General features: G+C 34.3%; 11 protein-coding genes. 6 read left to right on the top strand and 5 right to left on the bottom strand.

The annotated features are described in order from the left end of the window. Nucleotides 1-86: 86 nt before the first annotated feature. Nucleotides 87-2,648: a LamG-like jellyroll fold domain-containing protein gene (locus CS063_RS14765; RefSeq protein ID WP_099450470.1), complete on the top strand. Its 2,562-nt coding sequence runs from the start codon at nt 87-89 to the stop codon at nt 2,646-2,648. Beyond that, nucleotides 2,594-5,905, top strand: coding sequence for an S-layer homology domain-containing protein (locus CS063_RS14760; protein WP_099450469.1), 3,312 nt, complete (start codon nt 2,594-2,596; stop codon nt 5,903-5,905). The genes CS063_RS14765 and CS063_RS14760 overlap by 55 nt, the downstream gene beginning before the upstream one ends. Nucleotides 5,906-6,015: 110 nt before the next feature. On the opposite strand, the gene CS063_RS14755 is transcribed toward CS063_RS14760, so the two are convergent. The 5 genes from CS063_RS14755 to CS063_RS14735 form a co-directional block, all read right to left on the bottom strand. After that, a complete protein-coding gene (locus tag CS063_RS14755; RefSeq protein ID WP_099450468.1) occupies nt 6,016-7,803 on the bottom strand; it encodes a methyl-accepting chemotaxis protein in 1,788 nt (595 codons plus the stop codon). A gap of 16 nt (nt 7,804-7,819) precedes the next feature. Beyond that, nucleotides 7,820-9,910 (bottom strand): glycoside hydrolase family 36 protein, encoded by a 2,091-nt coding sequence (locus tag CS063_RS14750; RefSeq protein ID WP_099450467.1) that lies wholly within the window; start codon nt 9,908-9,910, stop codon nt 7,820-7,822. 16 nt (nt 9,911-9,926) lie between these two features. Next, nucleotides 9,927-10,838, bottom strand: coding sequence for a carbohydrate ABC transporter permease (locus CS063_RS14745; protein WP_099450466.1), 912 nt, complete (start codon nt 10,836-10,838; stop codon nt 9,927-9,929). Further along, a complete protein-coding gene (locus CS063_RS14740; protein WP_099450465.1) occupies nt 10,838-11,719 on the bottom strand; it encodes a carbohydrate ABC transporter permease in 882 nt (293 codons plus the stop codon). Before CS063_RS14740 ends, CS063_RS14745 begins: the two co-directional genes overlap by 1 nt. 97 nt (nt 11,720-11,816) lie before the next feature. Next, nucleotides 11,817-13,142 (bottom strand): ABC transporter substrate-binding protein, encoded by a 1,326-nt coding sequence (locus CS063_RS14735; RefSeq protein ID WP_099450464.1) that lies wholly within the window; start codon nt 13,140-13,142, stop codon nt 11,817-11,819. 587 nt (nt 13,143-13,729) lie between these two features. On the opposite strand from CS063_RS14735, the gene CS063_RS14730 reads away from it, so the two are divergent. From CS063_RS14730 to CS063_RS14715, 4 genes are all read left to right on the top strand, one after another. Further along, on the top strand, nt 13,730-15,355 hold the full coding sequence (locus tag CS063_RS14730) for a response regulator (protein WP_099450463.1): 1,626 nt from the start codon (nt 13,730-13,732) through the stop codon (nt 15,353-15,355). Between the two features lie 19 nt (nt 15,356-15,374). Then, nucleotides 15,375-16,853, top strand: a complete 1,479-nt coding sequence (locus CS063_RS14725) for a sensor histidine kinase (protein WP_099450462.1) — start codon at nt 15,375-15,377, stop codon at nt 16,851-16,853. Between the two features lie 176 nt (nt 16,854-17,029). Continuing rightward, on the top strand, nt 17,030-18,094 hold the full coding sequence (locus tag CS063_RS14720) for an ABC transporter substrate-binding protein (protein ID WP_099450461.1): 1,065 nt from the start codon (nt 17,030-17,032) through the stop codon (nt 18,092-18,094). Nucleotides 18,095-18,235: 141 nt separating this feature from the next. Next, on the top strand, nt 18,236-24,253 hold a 6,018-nt coding region (locus CS063_RS14715; protein ID WP_099450460.1), incomplete at its 3' end, for a family 43 glycosylhydrolase.

The following is a 24,253-nucleotide window of genomic DNA, read 5'->3' as shown; positions in this document are numbered from 1 at the left end:
TTATACTATTTAATCCTAATTATATTCAGAAATTAAATGTTATATTGAAGAAGATATAAAATATATGTTTTAAGAGGGAGGCTTTTATGAATAATTGGAGAAAACGAACGATAGCATTTATATTAAGTATGGCTATGACCATGGTTTGTTTCCCAGCGAATGGTATAGTAGCAAATAGTTTGCAAAATGAAGTACCAAGTCTTGCTTATCGGTATTCTTTTGAAGATGTAGTAGGGCAAGAAGTCAAAAACGATATTTCAGGAGGTTCAAGCGCTCAACTTGGAGATTCAGCAACTGTAGTAAGAGATGATGAAAAAGGCTCTTTGGTACTTAATCTTCCAGGAGGGCCAGCAACAACAGGGAGCTGGCTTACTTTACCTAATGATTTATTTTCTCAGGTGAGCGGTGAAGATGGCTTTGCTATTTCTATGGAAGTTAAACCATCTGCAGTAAACGGACATTCATTCTCGCGTATTTTTAGTGCAAGTCCTAATGTTCTTGGAGGAACGGAACGTGGTCAAAATGGAGGATGGGATTGGCTAGACCCCGAATTTGCTATTTTGCGTGGAGGTAGTGGAGGTGGAAGCGGTTGGGACTATAACTTAAGAATGTTTAGTGGAACTCAATCGGATGGTAAAGCACAATATGGTGTAGATACTTATTTTACAAAGGGGCTTGAAACTGATACATGGCAGCGCCTTATTGTTACTATGAAAGAGGATGATTATGCTGTATATTTAAATGGAAGGAAAGTAGGTGATTTAGATTCAAGTATCAAAAAACGCTTTAATGAAACAGATATCACCGAAGCTTTAAAAAGGTTTTTTGAACCTTCTTATATAGATAAACTTATTCATTGTGCTATTGGGCAGTCTCTTTATACCTCAGATGAGAATTTTGCAGGTCAAGTGGATGAGTTTAGGTTTTATAATTCTTTTTTAGGAGAAGTAGATATTGCTAAGATAGAAGGACCTGGCAATCCAACAGAGCTGATTCAGCTTATAAATACTGCAAAAGCTATAGAAAAAGGTAATTATACTACAAGTTCTTATAACTATTTACAGGTCAGTATCGTTAAAATGGAGGACTTCTTAACTATTAAACCTTGTGAGGGACAGTTAGAAGAAGCTGTAGAGAAACTACAAGTAGCTATTGATGGTTTAAAAGAAAAGACATTAACTAATAATGGTATAGCCTTTGAGTATAACTTTGAAGCAATAGAGGATAATAAGGTAGTTAATAGTATTACCAATATAGCTGATGCTACATTAGGGGTTACTGCACAAATTGTGGATGATGAAGAAAAGGGAAGTAAAGTACTAAATCTAATGGGTGGTGATGCTAATTCTGGAAGTTGGTTAACTCTACCTGATACTTTATTTAGTAATATTGAAGCTGAAGAAGGTTTAACTATTGCAATGGAGGTTAATCCAGCGGAAATCAATAACACTCAATATACTCGTTTATTCTGTACAAGTTCCTATCCACTAGGGGGCAATTATAATGGGCATAATGGAAACTGGGTAGATCCGGAATTTGCTATTACACGTGGTGGTGGTGATTATAATATAAGATTGTTAAGTGGCAGAAATGGTGCAGGTATAGCTAAGGATGGTTTGGATATTAAATTTGAGAAAGAAATGGTAGCAAATGAATGGCAAACCATCATCATTACAATGAAAGGAGATACTTTTGCAGCATACATAGATGGTAGTGAAATAGCGGGACTAGATAGCCCTGTTGTAAAACGTTTATCAGCTACAACTGTATCAGAGGGCCTTAGTGAATTCTTTAAACAAGAAAACTTAAATTCTTTAGTGTACAATTCATTAGGACAAGGTTTATATACTTCTGATAAAAACTTTACAGGAAAAATTGATAATTTTAGGTTTTTTAATAAGTTCTTAACGAGGGAAGAGGTTATGGATTTGGTTGGTGAGGAATATAATACATCTTTAATAAGTTTTACTATTGATGGAGAAATAATTACCATGCCAGAAGGAACAACCCATTATAAGCATCCTGTGAGCAGTCTAGAAGAGGTAGAAACACCTAAAGATATTATTCTAGGAAATAGCAATGCCATATATGAAATAGAAAAGGTAGATAGTTTTACCTATTGCATCAAGGTAACATCACCAAATGGTAAATCAACTACAAATTATTATATTGATTTCGCAGATAGCACTATGGGACCTTTAGCTATTTTTGATATGAGTAAGCCGACAGGGCCTATTCAATATGGTGCAACAGGTTTCCTCTATGGGATGAGTGAACCCAATATTCCAACTGTTGATCTTTTAGGTCAACTTAAACCACAAGTTATGGTTCAAAAGGCGCCAGACGGTCTGCAACATCCATCAGGGGATGGCACACGAACAGCAGATACTATACTTGAAGCAAATCCTAATATCGACCACATAGAGATTTATGTGCAAGACACTTATTATCAATGGCCTTATGAATATAAAGGATTAGAGGACTACAAAAGTGTAGTAAGAAGTGTTCTTGAAAAGGCTAAGCAGGATAAAAATAAAGATAAGTATGTTTATGTACTATTCAATGAGCCTGACAAATTTGGTTTGGGGGTAAAATGGGAACAGGAAATGGTGAATTTTGCCAAGCTTGGAAAGAAGTCTATGACTTAGTAAAGGATATTGACCCTAGTGCTCGAGTAGCAGGACCAAATCTAGCGGACTATAATTATTGGGAAATGGATACCTTTATGAAATTTGTTTCTGAGAACAATTGTGTGCCTGATATTATGACATGGCATGAACTTTATCAAAGTGATGGAGACTTCATGTATACATGGGAAAAGCATTTGGCAGATTATAAACGCCTAGAAGAAAAGTATAATATAGGCCCACTTAAGATTGTTATTAATGAATATGCTAAATTTCATGATAATGGAACGCCAGGGCATCTTATACAATGGATTGCACGCTTTGAAAATAGTAAAGTATATGCATGCCTTCCTTATTGGTATTTAGCTAACTCATTAAATGAACTAGCGGCAGATGCAAATAAACCTAATGGAGCATGGTGGCTTTATAAATGGTATGCTGATATGTCAGGGAATACAGTTCCTACAGAGATTTATAATACAGAGGGTGATAATCTATATGGTTTAGCCTCAATAGATGATGATAAGGAAAGAGCCTATGTATTATTTGGGGGTGAAGAAGGTGCATCTTCCATAGTCTTAACAGGATTAAATGAAACAAGGACTTTTGGTGGGGAGAGTACAGCTCATTTAAAATTATATAGTACTAAATTTACAGGTTTCTATGGCCATTTTGATAAACCGTATGTAGAGTTTGATGGAGATGTTCCAATTACAAATGGGACTCTTAACTTAACAATACCTGATGCAGATAAATTAGATGCTTATTATGCAATTATTTCTCCAGCCACAGGTAAAGCTTCTAGCTATGAAAAGATATGGACGAAAACATATGAAGCAGAAGCAGCTAATTTAGTAGGCTGTACAACGCAGCAGATACAAGGAGAAAATACGTCAAATGGCTATTATGTAAAAGGTTTATCTTCACCTTCAAGTAAGGTAACCTTTAATGTGAATGTACCACAAGATGGTAAGTATAAATTAGAAATTTACTATGGTAATGAAGCACCTCTTACTCAAGTTGTGGAAGGAAAAGCACCACAAAATAGAGCGCAAGGTAAACTTGCAAAACAACTCCTTAAAGTAGATGGAGAAACACATAGTATTCGCACATATGCATCCACTATTAAATCTCATTATTTCGGCTGCGATACAGTTTATATAGATTTAACAGCAGGCAATCATAATCTGGAACTAAGTAAACACAGTGGTGTAGATGCAACACTTGATAAAATTCAATTAACCTATGAAGGTCAAATAGGAGAAGAGGAAACCTATAATTATCGATTTGAAGCAGAAGAAGCACAATATAGTAGTAGCTTCACACTTCATAATACAAAGTCAGGTTATCATTCAGCAGGTTATTTGCATGGAACGGGAGAAATAATTTTCCCAGTTGTAGTGAAGGAAAATGGTTATTATGATGTAATTCTAGAATATGCAGCTCAAACAAGTGCCACACCTACTCTCTCTAAAAAAGTAGTAACCTATGCACCTGATGCAAAAAAAGAATCTGCTATAAATACAAAGTGGAATGTACTAGACAACTATTCACTCACAGCTTCTAGTAGCTTAGTAGAAAGCAAACCTCTTAAAGTTTATTTGACAGCAGGTATCAATCTTCTTAAGTTAAATAGCATACAAAATATTGATTTAGATGGTATACAAGTTAACTATGCTAAAACAGCTAACAAAACACAAATTATAGTTATTGAAGCAGAGGACGGTAACTTATTTGGGACAGCAAAAATTATGGCTAATGAAAATGTTTCAAATGGTCAATTAGTAGGAGAAATTGGTGCTAATAGGGAAAATGGCATGAGCATTAATGTGAATGTAAAAGAAGCAGGTGATTATAAGCTATCTATTGACTACATCAACAATGAGCCAGCTCCACCGATTGTAACGTCAGAGCACCCTAATGGCTACATCCACCCGTATAATACTGACTTAGTAGAGCGTTATGCACAGATTAGTGTAAATGGAGATACGCCTCAAACAGTATATTTCATCAATACATTATCATGGGACTCTACACGTAATATAGTAGTAGATATTGTATTAGAGGAAGGAGATAACATTATCACTTTCTATAACGACAATTCATATAAGTTTAGTAATGTTACTCAATATGCACCTAACTTTGATAAGTTTGAAATTGCCAAAGCAAAGATAGATAATCCTGTAGACAAAACACTACTCCTAGAACTTATAGAACAAGTTAGAATGTTGGAGCAAGAGAAATATACAGAAAAATCTTGGATAAGTATGCAGGAGGTTTTACAAGAAGCTCAGTTAGTATTAGATAGAGAAAAAGCTTCACAAAATGAAATAGATATAACTCATCAAAAACTATTACAAGCTAAAAACAGCTTAGTCTTAAAGGTAAATGATTCTTCAGGTGGCTCATCAAGTAACTCTTCTGGTAGTTCATCAATACCACAAAAATCTACTTCGCCTATAACTTTAGAACAATTTATCGCGCAGGTTCAAAACAGAAGTGAAAAAGAAAAAAAGCAGTTTAAAACGGTTGTATTAGATAATGTGCCTTATACTCTTCCAGAAGGAATGAAGATAACAACTATCCAGTCTGAAAAATTAGGTAAAGAAGAATTAGCCCTTATTAATAAAGATATTTCTGTACTTGATAAACTAAACATAAGACTACAAGCTAATGTAGCTACTATAGCCATAAAACAGCAAGGAGTAAGAGGTTTTACAGATTTGAAACCAACACATTGGGCAAAAGGGTCTATAGATAGACTGATGAAAAAGGGGATAGTTTATGGCTATGAAGATGGTAGTTTTAAGCCGGAATCACCACTATCTTTAACAGAAGCTTTTGTATTTCTTGATAGGGTATTGGTTAGCAATAATAGTATAGACATGAAACTTCCAAGGAGCACTGTAGAGAAGTATATTACAAATAAAGATTCTTGGTCTTTCTATAGCACAGCTTCTATTAGTTCTAAGTTAGAAGAAAAATTATTAAAACAAATTAGCTCTACTATGGAAAGCAACATTACACGTGAACTTCTCGCACAAGTTTTATTTGAGATTACAAATGGTAAGTTAGAAAAAGTAAAACCTAGTATGACATTTAAAGATAATGAGTCTATTTTGTATAAAGAAGCAGTAGACTATTGCCAACAAACAGGATTAATAGCGGGTTTACCAGATGGAACTATGGAACCTAAGAGAGGACTTACCAGGGCAGAACTTATGTCAGTTTTGGAAAGATTAGATAATTTATTAGTAGTTAAAGAAAAAGATAAGTAATAACTAAAGAAATAGATTAGGTTAAGAAAAACCGTTCAAGTCTAGTTGCTTAATAAAGCAAAGGCTTGAACGGTTCTTTTAGTTAGCAAAAGCACATTTTTAAATAGAAATTAGCTAAAAACCTTAATAACACTATTTAGTGCATTAATTGAATCTATACTACTGTTCATATCCTGGTGAATTATATTCATATCAGTAACGATATTAGAGGTTTTTTGAGAGATACTTTCTATATTAGTAGCATTGTCGTTAATAATAGTTGTAATTTGCTTAATAGCTTCGATGGTAGAAGTAAGATGTGTATCCATCACTGAAGTAATCTGATTAAAATGAAGCATAAGGTCTCCTACTTTCGTAGCATCTATATTATATTGTTCACTTGTATTAACTAAAAAAATATAATCGGATAGGACAGTTTCATTAATAAAAGTAGTAATAGACTGAGAAGTATCGGACAAAGTATTTACTGCTCTAATAACTGTAGTAGCAATGTTTTGAATTTCTGATACAGTTTTTTTAGAATGTTCAGCCAAGTTACGGATTTCTTCTGCTACCACAGAAAAGCCTCGTCCGGCTTCACCAGCTCTAGCTGCTTCTATACTTGCATTAAGAGCTAAAAGGTTAGTCTGAGATGTAATATCCAAGATAGCATCAGCCAGTTGCTGAATTTTATTAACCGAAGTACTCTCTTCTATAGCAACTACGAGTTGTTTTTCTACCTTAGAAATAACACTTAAGGCCTTATTTTGAGAAATTAGAGCTTTGTTTTTTAAGGACAGGGCTCTTTCAGAGATTTCATTAGCTGTGAAGGAACCTTCTTGAGCATGTGTGATAATACTGTTCATCATATTATCGATTTCATCGGTAGAGGCATTAAGCTCTTGAATGGTAGAGGCACTTTCTTGTAGACCAGCGGATAAGGCTTCTAAGGAAAAGGATGTTTTTTCTATATTTTGATTGGTATGAGCGATATTAGTAAGACTACTTTGGGCAAAATCTTTAATTTGTGTATTTGTTGTTACGATAGATGCGATAATATTTTCTAAATGATTTATAAAAAGATTAAATGCATAAAGAAGTTTTCCTACTTCATCTTCATATGAAATATTCATTTTTTGTTTTAAATTAACGTTACCTTTTTGTATTCCTTCTATAAGCAAATTAACATTTTGTGCTGCTTTTTGGATAGGGAAAACGGTAGTACGATGAAGAAGATAAAGACTACTTAGCATGATAAGTAGAATTATAAAAAGGCTAAGATAGGCTTGACTGATAGCTTGTGTATAAGTAGCTTGAGTATTTTGCTGTTCTTTTTGAGAGCCTATAATTTCAGTCTGGATTATTTGAGTAATAAGGAGATTAAGCTCTTCGGCTAAATTACTCATATCTCCCCAAGCTGTACGTCTTGCTGCAAAAGCTTTTCCTTCACTAGATTGCTCAATACTTTTATCAAATAATATAATGTAAGATTGATAAAGGTTATCAAAGCTGGAAATTATCTCTTCTTCATAATGTGAGTTGCTTTGTAAGGAGTTTAAATGATTTTGGATAGAGGCTTTAGTAAGTGTAATTTTTTCTGTTACGGCATTTTTGGTAGCTTGATCAGGAGCAATAAAATGCTGATGACTATAATATTGTAAATCCTTAAAATCACTTTGCATTTGTTGCATTTGCACAATGCTAGGTAAATAGATAGAGGTAATAGTCGTAGAAGAATCGGTTACTCTTTTTAAGGAAAAAATATTATTTAAACATATGATTAGAATACTTATTAGAATAAAAGAGAAGCTTAATAATATTTTTGTACCTATTTTAAATTTTTTAATAGATGTTATGAATTTAAAACGAGAGCTTTTAAGTTTTTTAGACTTTCTATTGGAGAAATTTGGGGTATACATAGTCCACACCTCTATTTTAGTTAAAACTTATTTCAAATATACGTGCACTATAAGGTGGTAAGCTTACATGTAAAATATGACATGAATTATCAAAATTAAAAGTAGTAGAAAGTTGTGTTGGAAAACTACATTCAATATTTATTAAGGCATGTTTAAGTTTTTGGAGAGGGATATCTACGCTAGCGGTAGTATCTTTAGTATGCCATACTGCTAAAAAGGCTTTAGTCCCACAGTCTATACCTACGGCTAAGAACTCATCAGAAAAAGAAGCTAAACCTAAAGGCCAGAAAGGCAAACCATCCTTTAGTAAGTTATTAATTTCTTTATGATAACGAATACCTTCTTTGACGATAGCTAGACGATCTGGCGTAATTTCACCTAAGTGACCACTTTGATGAATTCTAAACAACATGCTATTAACCATATTAAAGACAACCTCTTCTAAAGTACCTTCTCTTAATGGGTAGGACCAGATTGCAGCTTGTTCTGGTGTGACAGCTGTCATGCAGTTTGCAGCTATAGCAGCCATTTTAATGTAGTTAGTTTGATCTGTAACAGATTGGATACTATGACGACAAAGCATAGAGTAGTCCATACGCATCCCACCACTACTACAGTTTTCTATAATAAGATTAGGATATTTCTCAAAAATAGCATCTAACCAAGAAAGGTAGGCGCGTGTATGTGCTAGCAATCCTTCTCCTGCGCTATCAGCATCCTTATCTGTACCTGGACCGATATCAATATTATAATCCATTTTAATATAGCCAACATTATAGTCTTCTACTAAACGCTTAATAACTGAGTCGGCATAAGCACGAACTTCTTTGTTGCGATAGTCTAATTGATAACGACCTTCATCAATAAGTGGAATGCCATTTCTTTGGAAGAACCAGTCTTTAGGAACCCTATCTACCATAGGACAGTTAATACCCATTACTTCAAGTTCTAACCATAGACCAGGAATCATACCTTTAGAACGAATATAATTAAGTGGTTCTTCAATACCATTAGGGAAGCGTTCTAAAGAAGGGAGCCATTCTCCTACACCATCCCACCAATAACCAGGGGCATACCAACCACAGTCGATACAAAAATAATCACAACCTGCAAGATGGGCAGCATCAATAAGAGGAATAAGTTTTTCAGTAGTAGGATCGCCCATTAAACAGTTCATATAATCATTAAAGATAACAGCAGGATTTTCATTATCTTTATTAGGGCGTCTAATCGCACGGCGATATTTAGTAAGTTCTTGAATAGAGCACTCAAAGTCACCAGCTACAAAGCTAAGAGCACAAGCTACGCTTATAAAGCTTTCGTTAGGTCTTAGATTTTTTATAAAATGATTATCTGTATAAGTAGGGCCAGATAGCTGTAGATAAAGTTCATTTCCACTATCACTGATTTCCCAATGCCAAGAAGAACTTGTTTCAATTTGCCAAGTAATGGTCTGATTGAGTTCACTATGTTCAAAGCTACCCATGGGTAAATATTCGCAAGATGCCCATGATCCTGTATTAGAAAGGGCAATAGGTTTAACGGAAAAACATTCACGATCATTTACAATATCATAACCTAACTCGTTGAGTGTATAAGACTTCCACTGAGCTTCTCCATACCAAGTGCTATGAGGAATATATACTTTACTACCTTTATCGCGAGGCAAGGAACTTGCTCTGGAAAGTCCGGTTAATGCAAAAGAAGAGATATATTCAATAGGTCTTATCACATTTGAATTATTTTGAAGCGAAGTCCAACACTTGATGACAGATATATGATGATAAAACTGTATATGACTAGTGACTGTTAAATCGTTATAAGATTGAACAATTTCTAATTTCCTTCCATATTCATTGAAATAATCTATATGGTTTTGATAACGCAATAAATAACCAGGACAAGTTCCAGTATGTTTGCTTCCATGATGAATATTTTGATTCATACCAGTTTCATGAACTTCTACTAGACGGTAAAACTTTTTAAAGTTTTCATCTATTTCTTGAGAAGGTTGAGGATGAGATCCTATATGTAAAAGATACACATCTCCATCTTCTGTAATGTGTATATTAATATAAATTCCATTTTCAAAAATATTGATATTCATAATAACCTCCAATAGTTTAACCTTTAACAGCACCTACTGTCATACCTTTGATAAAGTATTTTTGTAAACACATAAATAAAATAGCAATAGGTAAAACGGAAATAACGATGGCAGCAAAAGCTGTAGAATAGTCACTAGCTTGTTGAGAAAAAAGTGATTGCATGGCTACGGTAAGTGTTTTTAGTTTTTTACTGCTTACGAATAGGCTTGCCATTAAATAATCATTCCAGATTTGGAAGGATAGCATAATAGTAAGAGTAGCCATAGCAGGTTTGAGTAGAGGTAGCACAATAGAAAAGTAAGTTCTATAAATAGAACAACCATCGATTTTGGCAGCCTCCTCTAGTTCTATAGGTACGGTAGACATAAAGCTTGTCATAATAAAGACACCGAATGATATGCCTGTTGCAATATACATGAGGATAATACCTAGTCGTGTATTGGTTAAAGAAAGCTTATAACCAATAATATATATAGGTAAGAATAAAGCTTGATAAGGAATAAGAATACCTATAACGAAATACACATAGGCAAATTTGAAAAAATTACCTTTAGCTCTAGCAATAGCCCATGCAGCGGCTCCACACAATATAACGAGGATGGCAACGGAAATGGCAGTATACAATAAAGTGTTAGTAAAACTGACAACTAAATTTAATTTATTAAAAGCTGCTTCGAAATTACTTAGATTGAAAGTTTCAGGTAATGCAAGAGGGTTACCTATATAGAGTTCTTTTTTTGTTTTCATAGAATAGTTAAAGATAATTAAGATAGGAGTTAAGAAAAATAAAGCAGCTAAGGTCATGAATACTTGGAGTAAGAATGTACTTGATGTATATTTTTCTTCTTTGATTGTTTCCTTTTCTTCTTGCTTTTTTGATTTAGAGTAGATTCTTTGGGATTTAATAAATTCTGTGATCTTTTGCATTATGCTTGAACCTCCTTTTTGCGGAGAACTTTAACTTGGATTAAAGCCACAATAAGTAAAATAGCTACAAGTGAGATAGAAAGAGCACAACCGTAGCCATATTGACGACCACTAATGGCTGTCGTATAAATGAGCTGAATAATAGAAGTAGAAGCACGTCCAGGGCCACCGCCTGTAGCAGACACAAGAAGATCATAAACCTTTAAAGAGCCTGTTGTAATACCTACGATACAAATTGTAAAAGCAGGAGCTAACATGGGAATAGTGATATGAATGAATTGCCTAATTTTAGAGGCACCATCTACTTTGGCAGCTTCATAAAGATCACTTGGAATAGACTGCAAGGCAGCGAGATAAATAAGCATCCAATACCCAACCCATTGCCAATTATTAGCAATTAATAAACCGGATAAGACAGTATCCTTATTTCCTAATAATAAAAAGTTAATATTTGTGCCTAATAAGTCATTTAAAGCAGGTAAAACATTAGAAAACATTTTGAGCCATAAAAAACCTGTGACAAGTGCACTAATTAAACAAGGAAGAAAAAGGATAGTCCTATAGATTTTTTTGCCTTTGATGGAACTATCTAGGGCAACAGCAAATAATAGTGCAAATATATTTTGAAGTATTGTATTCCAAAGTGTAAATTTAATTGTGAATAGCCAAGCATCTTTGACATACACATCAGAAAAAAGTTTAATATAATTCTGAATGCCAATAAAAGGTTTATCAATAGTCATACCATCCCAATTTGTAAAAGAATAACGAAAAGCTAAAAAGAGAGGAATAATGAGCCCTATTGTAAAAATAAGCATACCGGGAAGTATGAGTGTCATATGTTGTAAAGTTTCTTTACGTTCAAGTGAATTTTTTTGCACGATATCAACTCCTTTAATAAAAGTGATAAAAGCTGAGAAATAAGCACATTACTTACTTCTCAGCTCTAAAAATTTGTGTGTTATTTAGAGGCTAATATCAAGGTTTGCTATTAGCTTTTCTAGCATCAGCAGCTTTAAGAGCATCATCTAGAGAGGCATTACCTTGAAGCCATTCAGCGATATCTTTTGCATTTTCTTCTTGGAAGCCACCCCATTGTAGTTGGTTATTTCCTGTATTAGCATCTACAATTTGACCAGAAGCAGCATATTTGTCGATATCTACCTGACTTGGATTTGGGAAGGTAGGGCTTACGTCTTTTAACATAGAGGCAGTCTTTGTATAGTTATAAATTTCAAGGGCAAGTTCTTTATCAGTGGTCATTACTTCAAATACTTTGTCAATAGCCTCTTGATATGGAGATTCCGCACTCTTCATAAGCGTAATGTTTGGTTCGAAGATGAGTTTTGCATCACCTGTTTGATTAGGAAATGGGAAGATTCCAAATTCAAAATTTTCATCGATATCAAGGAAGTTTTGAATAGACCAAGAACCAGAAACTTTCATAGCAGCTTTGCCTTGTACAAGTCTTGCATCACATTCTGTTTGTTCAAGAGAAAAGGTTTCATCTTTCCAAGTGTTATCAAAGATGAGTTTATTGTATTCGTAAGCTGAACGATATTCAGGAGAATCAATAAAGCTTACTTTATCAGCTCTTAAATCATCACCCCAAGTAGGGAATTTATTAAAAACATCATTAATAGCAAATTGCATAGTAATATTACCAATACTCCAGGTGTCTGCATGGTGTGTTGCAAAAGGAGTAATACCTAAACTATTAAGCTTATCAATTACAGCTTTTAATTCTTCTTGAGTGGTTGGAATAGCAATATTATTATCTGTAAAAATTTTTTTATTGTAGTAAACACCTTGATACAGGGCATTATAAACTAAACCATACACTTTACCATCAATTGTTACACCAGGAAGAGCCTCGCCAAGGACGTTATCCATATAAGATTTACCAGTTAAATCACCAAGCAAGCCTTGAGCTCCATATGTAGCAATATCTTGAGCCTTACCAATCATAATATCAGGAAGACCAGATTGCATATATTGTTGCATTTTAGGTTGAAAATCTTTTCCCCAGTCAATACATTCCCATTCTAAAGTGATTTCGGGATATTTTTTTGCAAGGGCTTCATCAATCATATCTTCTATTCCTGCATCTGTGGTAGACTGACCAGCTAAGACACGTAATGTAACTTTTTCGTTACTAGAAGCTGGGGCAGCTTCATCTTTTTTCTCTACGGAAGCTGGAGTTGTAATAGCACCTTCCGAACTTGTTTTTCCACCACACCCAACAAGTGTAGTAGCCCCCATGATACCAACCATCGTGAATGAACATATTTTTTTGAAATTCATATAAATCCTCCCTTAATAGTATTAAAAATAATGACTTATATAAGTATAAAGTAACTATAACAAATTAATAAAAAAACAAGTAGGATAAAATAGAAAAAACTACTTATAAAAAATAGAAAAACAAATATTTTTAGTACAATTAATACAAATGGTGGTGGTTATAATAAACAAATATTTGTAATTTATTTCAAATACAAACGACTTAAATAAGTTTTAAAATCCATTTAAGACATTTGTATTTAGAGTTATTTTAAAAAATCATATAAAATTTACACAACATATATAAAACAATCTGTCTTTTATGAATAATATTTTATAATTTTAAAATAAATAAAAAAATTAAATATCATTTACTAAAGGATAAAAAGTGGATGATAAATAATGTAAGGATAAAAAAGAAAGGGGAAAAAGATAAAAAAATGTCATATAATGCAAAAAAAGATAAAAAATAATTGAAATAGTTGAAATTTTGTTGGTTTAAATATAGTATACTTATATAGTCAAATTTATTATTATTAAAGTATAAATGGTTATAGTGCTGATTAAGGTGTTGGTAAAATTTCAGTGAGTTGAGGGTGAGAGGGCATATGATCAAGGTATTTTTGGTGGAAGATGAATTTGCAGTACGGGATAGAATGAAAAAGAATATTAATTGGGAGGATAATGGATTTCTTTTAGTAGGGGAAGCCGGAGATGGTGAGATGGCTTATCCGATGATTCAGGAAACGCAGCCAGATATTATTATTACAGATATTAAGATGCCTTTTATGGATGGTTTAGAACTGAGTAGATTGATTAGGGAGACCATGCCTCAAACGAAGATTATTATACTCAGTGGTTATGATGAGTTTGAATATGCTAAGGAAGCCATTAGTATAGGGGTTATTGAATACCTACTCAAGCCTATACCCGCCAAAAAGCTTTTAGAATCTATGAAGCATGTAGCGACGATTATTAATAAACAAAAAGAGCAACAAAGATTTTATGATAAGTATAAATTAGATACATATGAAAATGAAAAACAGGAAAAAAAACAGTTTTTTAATGACTTAATGATTTTAAAGCTTTCAGTATCTGAACTTATTAAAAGAGGGAAAGAGCTTTCTATTGAGCTTAATTCACCTAAGTATAATATATTACTTATAAAAACTTTTATTAAAGATAAAGAGGTAAATGGCTACTGGGAAAGTAGTTTAGGTATAGGCAGACAATTAGAAGACAAATTGCAGCAGTCACAAGAATACATATTATTTGATCGAGAAGAAGAAGGCTGGGTTGTTCTTATAAAAGGTGGAAGTGGTAGCATAAAGCTTTTAGAAAAGAAAGGTATTACCCTTGTAGAAGATATCTTAAAAAAAGAAGAGAATTTATCTTATTGTATAGGTGTTGGACAAGAGGTGAATAGGCTAAGTGAACTTATTAGAAGCTTTGAGGCAGCTAGTAAGGCGATAGCCTGTAGCTATATTATGCCAGATAAAAAGGTTATTTATCATGAGCAGTTAGGGGAGTATAGGCCCATGAGGGAAGATGAGTCTATTAGCATAAAAAATATAGATGTCACTAAGTTTGATAAAAAGCCTATAGAAAGTTTTTTAAGAAACGGATTAAGAAGTGAAGTTCCTCTTTTTAGTCAAAGCTATTTTAAAGAAATGGGGACCGGAGTAGATTCTTTAATGTTTCGACAGTATATTATGATGAATATCTACTTTAGTGTTATTACTTTTATTAAGCAACTTGGTTATAGTGAAGAATATATTGTGGAAGTGTGTGGTGATTTTAAAGAGGTAACGACAGTCATTCAAAATAAGGAAGATACAAAGGAGGCATTAGAGAACATCTTAAATCAAGCCTTACAATTTAGAGATAGGGTATCTACCAATAAATATAATTTACTTTTAGATGAAGCAAAGGAATATATTCGTGAAAAATATAGTGAGGAGACGATTTCCCTTAATTCAGTAGCAGAATATGTAAATGTTAGCCCTAGTCATTTTAGTACCATTTTTAGCCAAGAAACGGGACAAACCTTTATTTCTTATTTGACAGAAATCAGGATGGAAAAGGCGAAAGAACTATTAAGATGTTCCAATATGAAAACACTTGAGATAGGTTATGCTGTAGGGTATAAGGATCCCCACTATTTTAGCTACCTTTTTAAAAAAACGCAGCAATGTACGCCTAAGGAATATCGCAAGGTAAATAGAAAAGAGTAGAAAAATAAAGGGGGACATTATGAAGGAGAAGTTTACTAACATATCCTTACGAACTAAGTTAAAACTGTTTATGTTTTTTATGCTGATACCTATGATGTGTATGGTCATTTATCTTATTATCAAGCTAAGCACTTATACGGATAAATATACGCCCATTGTTAATGATGTCATGATTGCTAGTGAGTTTGATATGCGGTTTAAAGAGCAAATTGATTATACGATGTATCGTATTGCTATTGGTTCAGATGAATACGAAAACTCTAACATAGAGCAAATTTTACAGGAAATGGATGACTATCTGGAACAGCTCAAGGAAGGTACTGCCTTAGAAAGTAATAAAAAGCAAGTAAGGATGGCTCAACGTAATCTAGTAATTCTTGAAAAGAGTATTTACAAATTGATCAATAATTGTAAAGAAACAGGGCACTATGATGAAAATATGTCTATCTTAGATAATGATATTTATGTTTTAACCAAATTAATTACAGAAGAAATTCGGGAATATATGTATTATGAAGCCTTAGAACTTGAAAAGGTAAGAAAAGCTGTTGAGACAGATATTCATACGACGCTCAAGGTGGTTTTCTGTATTTTGATGGTGGTATTAGGGGTAACATGGGCGTTAGTTATTGTGATCTCTGATAGTATTTCAAAACCAATTAGGCATTTATGTGAAATTACAAAGCAAGTAGGAACTGGAGATTTTACCATGCAGAAAATTAAGGGGGGAGGGGATGAAATTGCTACCTTAGAAAGTAGTTTTAATAATATGCTTGTTAAGATTAATAAGTTAGTAGACAACATTAAAAGTAAACAAAATACTCTAAGGCTAGCAGAATTAAAGCTTTTACAAGCTCAGATTAACCCTCATTTCCTCTACAATACCTTAGATGCCATTAGTTGGATGGCAGAAGATGGGCAAAGTGAAGAAGTTGTTGATTTGGTTTCTGCATTATCAGAGTTTTTTAGAGTAAGTTTAAGTAAGGGACGGGATTACATTACCTTAAAAGAAGAGGAAAGTCATATAAGAAGCTATTTACAAATTCAGCAGTTTAGATATGCAGATATTTTAGAATATGAAATCAATATTCCACAAGAGTTAAGTGAATTTCCAATACTTAAGCTTACTTTGCAACCTATTGTAGAAAATGCTCTTTATCATGGCATTAAACAAAAAAGAGGAAAAGGTAAAATTAGTGTAGAAGGCGAATATAGCAATCAAGCCATTTTACTGACGGTAAAAGATAATGGCATTGGTATGACGCAGGAAACCTTAGATAAAATTAGAAAAAGTATAAAAAAGGAAGGACCTGTAACGTTAGATACAGGTTTTGGATTAGCTAATGTCAATGAAAGGATACGTCTAAATTATGGTAAAGAGTATGGACTTAGGATTGAAAGCGAGTACAATGTGGGGACGACGGTTGTTGTCCATCTTCCTATGAAACCTTTAGAAAAGGATTTGGAAGAAAAAAAGATAAGCTCTAAAATAATATAACTTTTATAATAAAAAAACAAACTTTTTGGACAATATAACCACAATAAATAGATAACTCAATAAATAATTCAAAATTATTCAAAATATAGTCTGTATTAAGTTAAGATAAACTTTTCTATAATAACAGTATAAACAATACTTACTCAGCTATTAAAAATCATTAAGGGGGTAAAAAAATGAAAAAGTTATTTAGTATTTTATTAGGGGCAGCAATGTTAGGCACCATGTTAGTAGGGTGTGGTGGAGGAGCTAGTGCTCCTAAAGAATCAGCAGCACCTGCACAAACTGAAGCAGCAAAACCAGCAGAGACACCAGCACAGGAAGAAGCAAAAGAAGAAGCACCAGCGAATGATTTAATTACAGTTGGTTTCTCTCAAGTAGGTGCAGAATCTGACTGGCGTGTAGCCAATACGAACTCTATGAAGGAAACACTTTCAGAAGCAAATGGCTTTAAACTTATCTTTGCAGATGCACAACAAAAACAAGAAAATCAAATTAAAGCAGTACGTGACTTCATCTCTCAAGAAGTAGATGTGATTGTTATCGCTCCTGTTACAGAAACAGGTTGGGAAACAGTGCTTGGTGAAGCAAAAGATGCAGGTATCCCAGTTATTATCGTAGACCGTATGATTAATGTAACAGACCAATCTCTTTATACTTGCTGGGTAGGATCTGACTTCTATCAAGAAGGTGTAGATGCTGTAAAATGGTTAACAGAATACATGAATGGTCTTGGAAGAGGTAGTGAAAATCTTAATGTAGCAGTACTTCAAGGAACTATCGGTTCTTCAGCTGAAATTGGTCGTACAAAAGGTGTAAGAGACGAATTATCTAAATATAGCAATTACAAAATTGTTCTTGAACAAACTGGTGAATTTACACAAGCTAAAGGTCAAGAGGTTATGGAATCTTTCCTTAAATCAGGAGAAAAAATTGATATCTTAATCGCTCAAAATGATAACATGGCTTTTGGTGCAATCGATGCTCTTAAAGCGGTAGGTAAAGTTCCAGCTAAAGATGTTATTATCGTATCTTTTGATGCAGTTAAAGCAGCTTTTGAATCAATGATTGCTGGCGATATGAACGTATCTGTAGAGTGTAACCCACTTCATGGTCCACGCGTTGCAGAGCTTGCAAAAGCTATTATGGAAGGCAAAACAGTAGAAAAAATTCAATATGTAGAAGAAGGCGTATATCCAGCAGAAACAGCAGCAGAAATTATGCCACAACGTCAATATTAAAAATAATATATAAATAGGTTTAGAACATAAAAAGTGCGAACCACGGAACCATCCATAAGGTTTCACGGTTCGCATTTTCCTTATGTTAATAATTTTAAAAAAGTGAGAGCAATATAAAAACTAGTTTATAAGGAGGTAAAGATGAAAAATATAAGGAAGAAATCACTTTCGCTTTTATTATCTTTAACTGTACTAATGAGTACATTTTTAGGATTGACGCCAGTTAATGTATGGGCAAGTTCGTCTATCTTACTCTTTGAAGATACATTCCAAAATCCTCAAACCACTAGCCAAGCATGGTCTATTAATGCAGGAACTTGGGATGCAGAATGGAGTTTAAAGAAAAATCCTACAGAAACGGAGAAAGATGCACTTTTTTATGAACGTAAAGCGAGCGAGGGCTATTTAACGGTAGGAGATACAGCCTGGTCAGATTATACAATTGAAACAAAAGTATACATGCCTACAGGTGATTCATGGATTAACCTAAGAGGGCGTGTGCAAGCAGATAGTAGTAAATATTATCAAATGACTTATAATCCTGGTACAAAAACTATCGGGTTAGAAGTAGTAACAGCAAGTGGAACAACAACATTGAAATCTTATTCAAAACAATTAAACGCCAATCAATGGTATACATTTAAAATAGCTTTTAATGGCAGTACAATTAATTGCTATCTAGACGGTGAGAAGATTATTAATGTAGTCAATAGTACTTATACTTCTGGGAAAGTAGGTTTAAGAAGTAACTGGGGAAGTATGTATGTTAGTGAATATAGGGCAAAGAGTATTCCAGTAAATACTGAAGCTTTGAGTTGTACAGCAAAAACAGCGTCTTCTGTTACTTTAGACTGGTCAGATATAACAGGTGCTACAAGCTATACATTATATCGAGCCGAAAATAATGATAGCGATTATAAAGAGGTTTATAACGGAGCAGCATCTAACTATGAAGATACAAATGTAACACAAGGAACGCCTTATTACTATAAGATGACGTATACAAACGAAGAGGAATCTCAATATAGTTCATCATTAAGAGTCATTCCTTCAGAGACAAGCTATGCGATTAGATTAGATGAGACAGCCTATACACTAAACACAGGAAAAACACATGCTACTAAAGTAACTAGAGAAAATGAAGATACATCTACGATAGATGTAACAAGTGAAGCAACCTATTCTTCATTAGATGAAAGTGTAGCTACAGTTAATGCTGAAGGTGTAGTCACTGCAGTTGCATTAGGTAGTACTAAGATTAAGGTGACTTATGATGGCAAAGACTATGAAGTGAATGTTACAGTAGCCAACGATAGGGTTGTACATTATACCTTTGATGAAGGAACTGGAACAGAGGCAAGTAGTTCAGCAGGTAGTCTTGGAAATGCTATTCTTAAAAATGGAGCACAATGGTTACCAGGAGGTGGTGTTGTCCTAGATGGGAAAGATGACTACATAGAGTTACCACAAAATATTTTAAACGGTTTAAATAATGTAACTATAACAGCACATGTCTATATAAGTCCAGAGAGTAAAAATCCATTTTGGATTTTTAACTTTGGTTCTTCTACAGACCCTAACAGCGATGGCAACGCCAATTACTTAGGCTTCCTTCAAGATGGAAGCGGTAATTATAGAGTAGCCGTTACAAAAACACGTTGGAGTGGTGAAAAAAACACCACTGCAAGTTCTCCTCTTCCAAGGGGTATCTGGAAAACAATTGCTTACTCTCAAGAAGGCAAAGTGGGCAGAATATATATTGATGGTGTTAAACTAGGAGAAACTGCAGACGTAGGTTATTTAGCAAGCGACATTATTAATACAAAGAACTTTATTGGTAGAGCTCCTTATGTATCAGATAATTACGTTAAAGGGAAAGTAAGTGACTTTACCGTTTATAATCGTACATTAACAGATGCAGAGCTTCAGAAAATCAGTGCAGCTAATAAAGCACTTGGTTTCCAAAAGGATGTAGATAGCTTATCTTTAGGAGATATAAGTGCTGTTAAAGCAGACCTTAAACTTCCTACTCAAGGAGAATATGGCACTACAATTACTTGGGCATCTAGTAATATAGCTGTTATTGGAAACGATGGTAAAGTAATGAGACCTGCTAGTAATGCAGCAGACGCAGAAGTAGTTTTAACAGCAACGATTACGGATGGTGAAAAAACAGCGACAAAGCAATTTATAGTAAAGGTTATAAAGGCACCTAGCAGTACACAAATAGTTGCTTTAGATAAAGAAGCTATTACTTTATACAATTTAGATGACTTAAGAGGAAATATGACATTACCTACAATAGGTGAAAATGGTTCAACCATTACTTGGGAATCTTCACCCAGTCTTATTACACCTACAGGAGAGGTAACAAGACCGAACCATGGAGATGGGGACAAAACGGTTACATTAACAGCCACCATTAAACATGAAGCAATTACGGATACCCGTGAATTTTCAGTGATTGTAAGGGAACTTCCAAAACAAGAAGATTTAGAAGGCTATTTATTTACTTATTTCATTGGAGATGGAAAAGGGCAGGAGCAAATGTTTTTTGCTTTAAGTGAAGGGAATACACCTTTGAAATGGCAAGCAATGAATGATGCGAAGCCTGTTTTGACAGCAAAGTTAGGAGAAGAAGGATTACGTGACCCAGTTATTGTACGTTCTCCAGAGGGTGATAAATTCTATCTTATTGCTACGGACTTACAAATTGCAGCAGGAAAAGGATGGGGAGCAGCTCAAACAAATGGTAGTAGAAGTATCTTTGTCTGGGAATCTAGTGATTTAGTGAACTGGTCTAAACAAAGATTAATGGAAGTTTCTCCAGAGCTTGCAGGTTGTACCTGGGCACCTGAAATCATCTATGATGATGATAAAGGGGAGTATGTGGTGTATTGGGCATCCAAAATCTATGCAGATGAAAGTAAGTCAGGTAGCCCTCATCACCGCATTATGTATACAACAACAAGAGATTTTTATACCTTTTCACCTGCGAAAGAATACTTTAATCCAGGGTATTCTGTTATTGATACGGTTATGATTAAAAATAATGGTAAGGTATATCGCTTTACAAAAGATGAGAGAGATAATGGGACAAATCCAGGCCAATCTAAAGAAGGAAAAATGATTTTCCAAGAGGTAGGAAGTTCTATCTTTGCAAATGACTTTACACGAACTCCAAATGACTTTGTCAAAAAAGGTGTGAAATGGGTTGAAGGACCTTTGACCTTTAAAGATAATTTAGAAGATAAGTGGTATTTGTTTGTAGATGAGTTTGGTGGTAGAGGGTATATACCTTTCTATACAACGGATTTAGGTACAGGTGAATGGATCGAAGTACCAAGTACGGATAAAAAGATGCCTTCACCCGCACCACGACATGGTACGATCTTACCACTAACAGCTTCTGAATATGCAAGATTACAAGCTCATATTCCAGTAGAATCACCTGAGAGGGTTGAGTTAGTAACAGGTGTTAACTTGCCGGCATCTTTAAGTGTACAAGTAGGGCAGGTTACAGAATTAGAAGCTACAGTTATGCCAGAAACAGCGGATAATCAAGAAGTTAATTGGGAATCAAGTGATGCTACAATAGTAACAGTAGAAAATGGTAAGTTATCTTGTCTAAAAGAAGGACAAGCAACTATTACAGTAAAAACAAAAGATGGGGGCTATATGGCTACCTGTAAGGTTACCGTAAATCCAGCAACCAACGTATCTGTACCGGTTACCAATGTTACGCTTAATACAACACAACTAGAATTAAAAGTAGGGAAAGAAAGGACATTAGTAGCTACAGTAGAACCTACTAATGCAACTTTAAAAGCAGTTAAATGGGAATCATTAGATCCTAATGTGGCTAAAGTAGATGAGAATGGAATAGTACATGGGGTAGGTATAGGAACTACACAAATTGTTGTAACGACTTTAAATGAAGGAAAAACAGCAGTTTGTAATGTAGAAGTTGTTTTAGCAGGTAATGAAGCACTTTATAAATTAGATGAGACACATGGAATAACTGCACAAGATACCTTAGAAAATAAAGCAGATGCACAGTTAAAAGGCGGAGTAACTTGGACACAGGGTATCAAGGAAGGTGCAGCTTACTTAAATGGAAGTGATGGTTATATTGTATTACCTGATAATATTATTCAAGATATGACGAATATGACTATTCAAATGTGGGTAAAACCAGATGCAGATAATAGGTGGGCAAGAATCTTTGATTTTGGCACAGGTGCTGGAGATAATATGTTTTTCACTTCCTATGGTTCACCTGGTGGTAAAAAGAATTCTATAGGGCTTCACCTTGTAGTGGGAAGTGTAGAAGATACTGTTTATGCAGTAGATAACTTTAGACTACCATTAGGTGATTGGGCACACCTTGCTATTACCTTTGAAGGAACAACTTGTATTATTTATATGAATGGTGAGGAAATAGCAAGAAATGAGAATATGCGTGTAACACCTAGTCAATTAAGTCATTCTATGAATTATATTGGAAAGTCAAAATATCCCGATCCTTATTTTAAAGGAGCAGTTGATGAATTTAGTATTCAAGAAAGAGCCTTAACACAAAAAGAAATCAAAGACGGTATTAAGACATATTTACATGAGCCAGAAGCAGTAACGATTCAAAGCTTACAAGATAAAGTAAGTATTAGTACTCAAGTAGGGCAAGCACCTATTTTACCTAACAAAGTAGATGTGACTTATAGCATGGGCATGAAAGATAAGATGAATGTGAAATGGGAGCAAGTAGATGCTTCAAAATATGCTAAAGAAGGAACTTTTGAGGTAAAAGGTACAGTGAATACCCATGAGTATCAAAATGTGAAGATTCCAGATCGTGCAGATCCTTGGGTATACAAACATACAGATGGCTATTATTATTTCACAGCCTCTTATACAGATTCTATCCATAATAACGATGGTAAGTATCAATATATTAAGCTGGTTTTAAGAAGAGCTAAGACAATAGAAGGATTAAATACAGCTGAAGAAAAAGTAGTTTATAGTATGGAGCCATTACAAGGAACAAGGAGTCCACATATTTGGGCACCAGAAATTCACTATATTAATGGAAAATGGTATATCTATTATACTCAAACAATTTCTTCAACAGATCAGTGGGCAATACGTCCTCATGTTATAGAGTGTGAAGGACAAGATCCTATGACAGATGGATGGAAAAACCCTGAACGTGTTAAAGCAGCAGCTGGAGATACATTAGCTTTTAGTGGTTTTTCATTAGATCATACTTATTTTGAACATAATGGTAGAAGTTATTTAATTTGGGCACAAAACAATCCTAACTCTAATCTATATATTGCAGAGATGGAAAATCCTTATACACTTAAAACTTCAGCAGTATGTATTGCAGTGCCTACATATAGTTGGGAGATTAAAGGCTATCGTGTTAATGAAGGGCCATCTGTTATCAAGCGAAATGGCAATATATATGTTTCTTATTCAGCAAGTGCTACAGATGCTAACTATGCAGTAGGATTTTTGACAGCATCAGAAGACAGTAATTTATTGGATGCTAATTCATGGGAAAAGACACGTTATCCAGTATTAATAAGTAATCCAGATACGGGAATTTACGGACCAGGACACAGTAGCTTTACTGTATCAGAAGATGGTACAGAAGATATCTTAATCTATCATGGACGTCCAGAGAAGAAATTAGTTAGTGGTAGTTATGAACCCCTTTATGATTCAGGTAGACATGCCTATGCACAAAAAATCTATTGGGATACAAATGGTAGACCCTATCTAGGCATTCCAAAGGGAAATACACAAGGAGAGGTAAGAACGGTAACAGCTACCATTACTGTAAGTGCAGGATCTGTTATAACGCCTACAATTACAGAACTAAAAAATGTGCAAGTAACTACAGTAGTGGGTACAAAACCTCAATTACCGCTGCAAGTTGAAGCAACCTATAGCGATACCACAAAAGCCATGGTAAATGTAGTATGGGATACTATTTTAGCAGAAAAATATGCACAAGCAGGTACATTCATTGTAGAAGGAACAGTAGAAGGGACAACACTTCGTGCTAGGACGGAAGTAACAGTTAAAGCTACTTCTTCAGGCGGAGGTGGTTCAGGCTCAAGCGGTAGCTCATCATCCGGTGGAGGAACACTCCCT

This window comes from Sporanaerobium hydrogeniformans (assembly GCF_002735925.1).
Lineage (GTDB): Bacteria > Bacillota > Clostridia > Lachnospirales > Cellulosilyticaceae > Sporanaerobium > Sporanaerobium hydrogeniformans.
This window is presented reverse-complemented; position numbering and strand designations above follow the sequence as displayed.

Excerpts from the sequence above, each read along its gene's own strand:
- CS063_RS14765 (WP_099450470.1), top strand. The coding sequence starts at position 87 with ATGAATAATTGGAGAAAACGAACGATAGCATTTATATTAAGTATGGCT.
- CS063_RS14760 (WP_099450469.1), top strand. The coding sequence starts at position 2,594 with ATGGGAACAGGAAATGGTGAATTTTGCCAAGCTTGGAAAGAAGTCTAT.
- CS063_RS14755 (WP_099450468.1), bottom strand. The coding sequence starts at position 7,803 with ATGTATACCCCAAATTTCTCCAATAGAAAGTCTAAAAAACTTAAAAGC.
- CS063_RS14750 (WP_099450467.1), bottom strand. The coding sequence starts at position 9,910 with ATGAATATCAATATTTTTGAAAATGGAATTTATATTAATATACACATT.
- CS063_RS14745 (WP_099450466.1), bottom strand. The coding sequence starts at position 10,838 with ATGCAAAAGATCACAGAATTTATTAAATCCCAAAGAATCTACTCTAAA.
- CS063_RS14735 (WP_099450464.1), bottom strand. The coding sequence starts at position 13,142 with ATGAATTTCAAAAAAATATGTTCATTCACGATGGTTGGTATCATGGGG.
- CS063_RS14730 (WP_099450463.1), top strand. The coding sequence starts at position 13,730 with ATGATCAAGGTATTTTTGGTGGAAGATGAATTTGCAGTACGGGATAGA.
- CS063_RS14725 (WP_099450462.1), top strand. The coding sequence starts at position 15,375 with ATGAAGGAGAAGTTTACTAACATATCCTTACGAACTAAGTTAAAACTG.
- CS063_RS14720 (WP_099450461.1), top strand. The coding sequence starts at position 17,030 with ATGAAAAAGTTATTTAGTATTTTATTAGGGGCAGCAATGTTAGGCACC.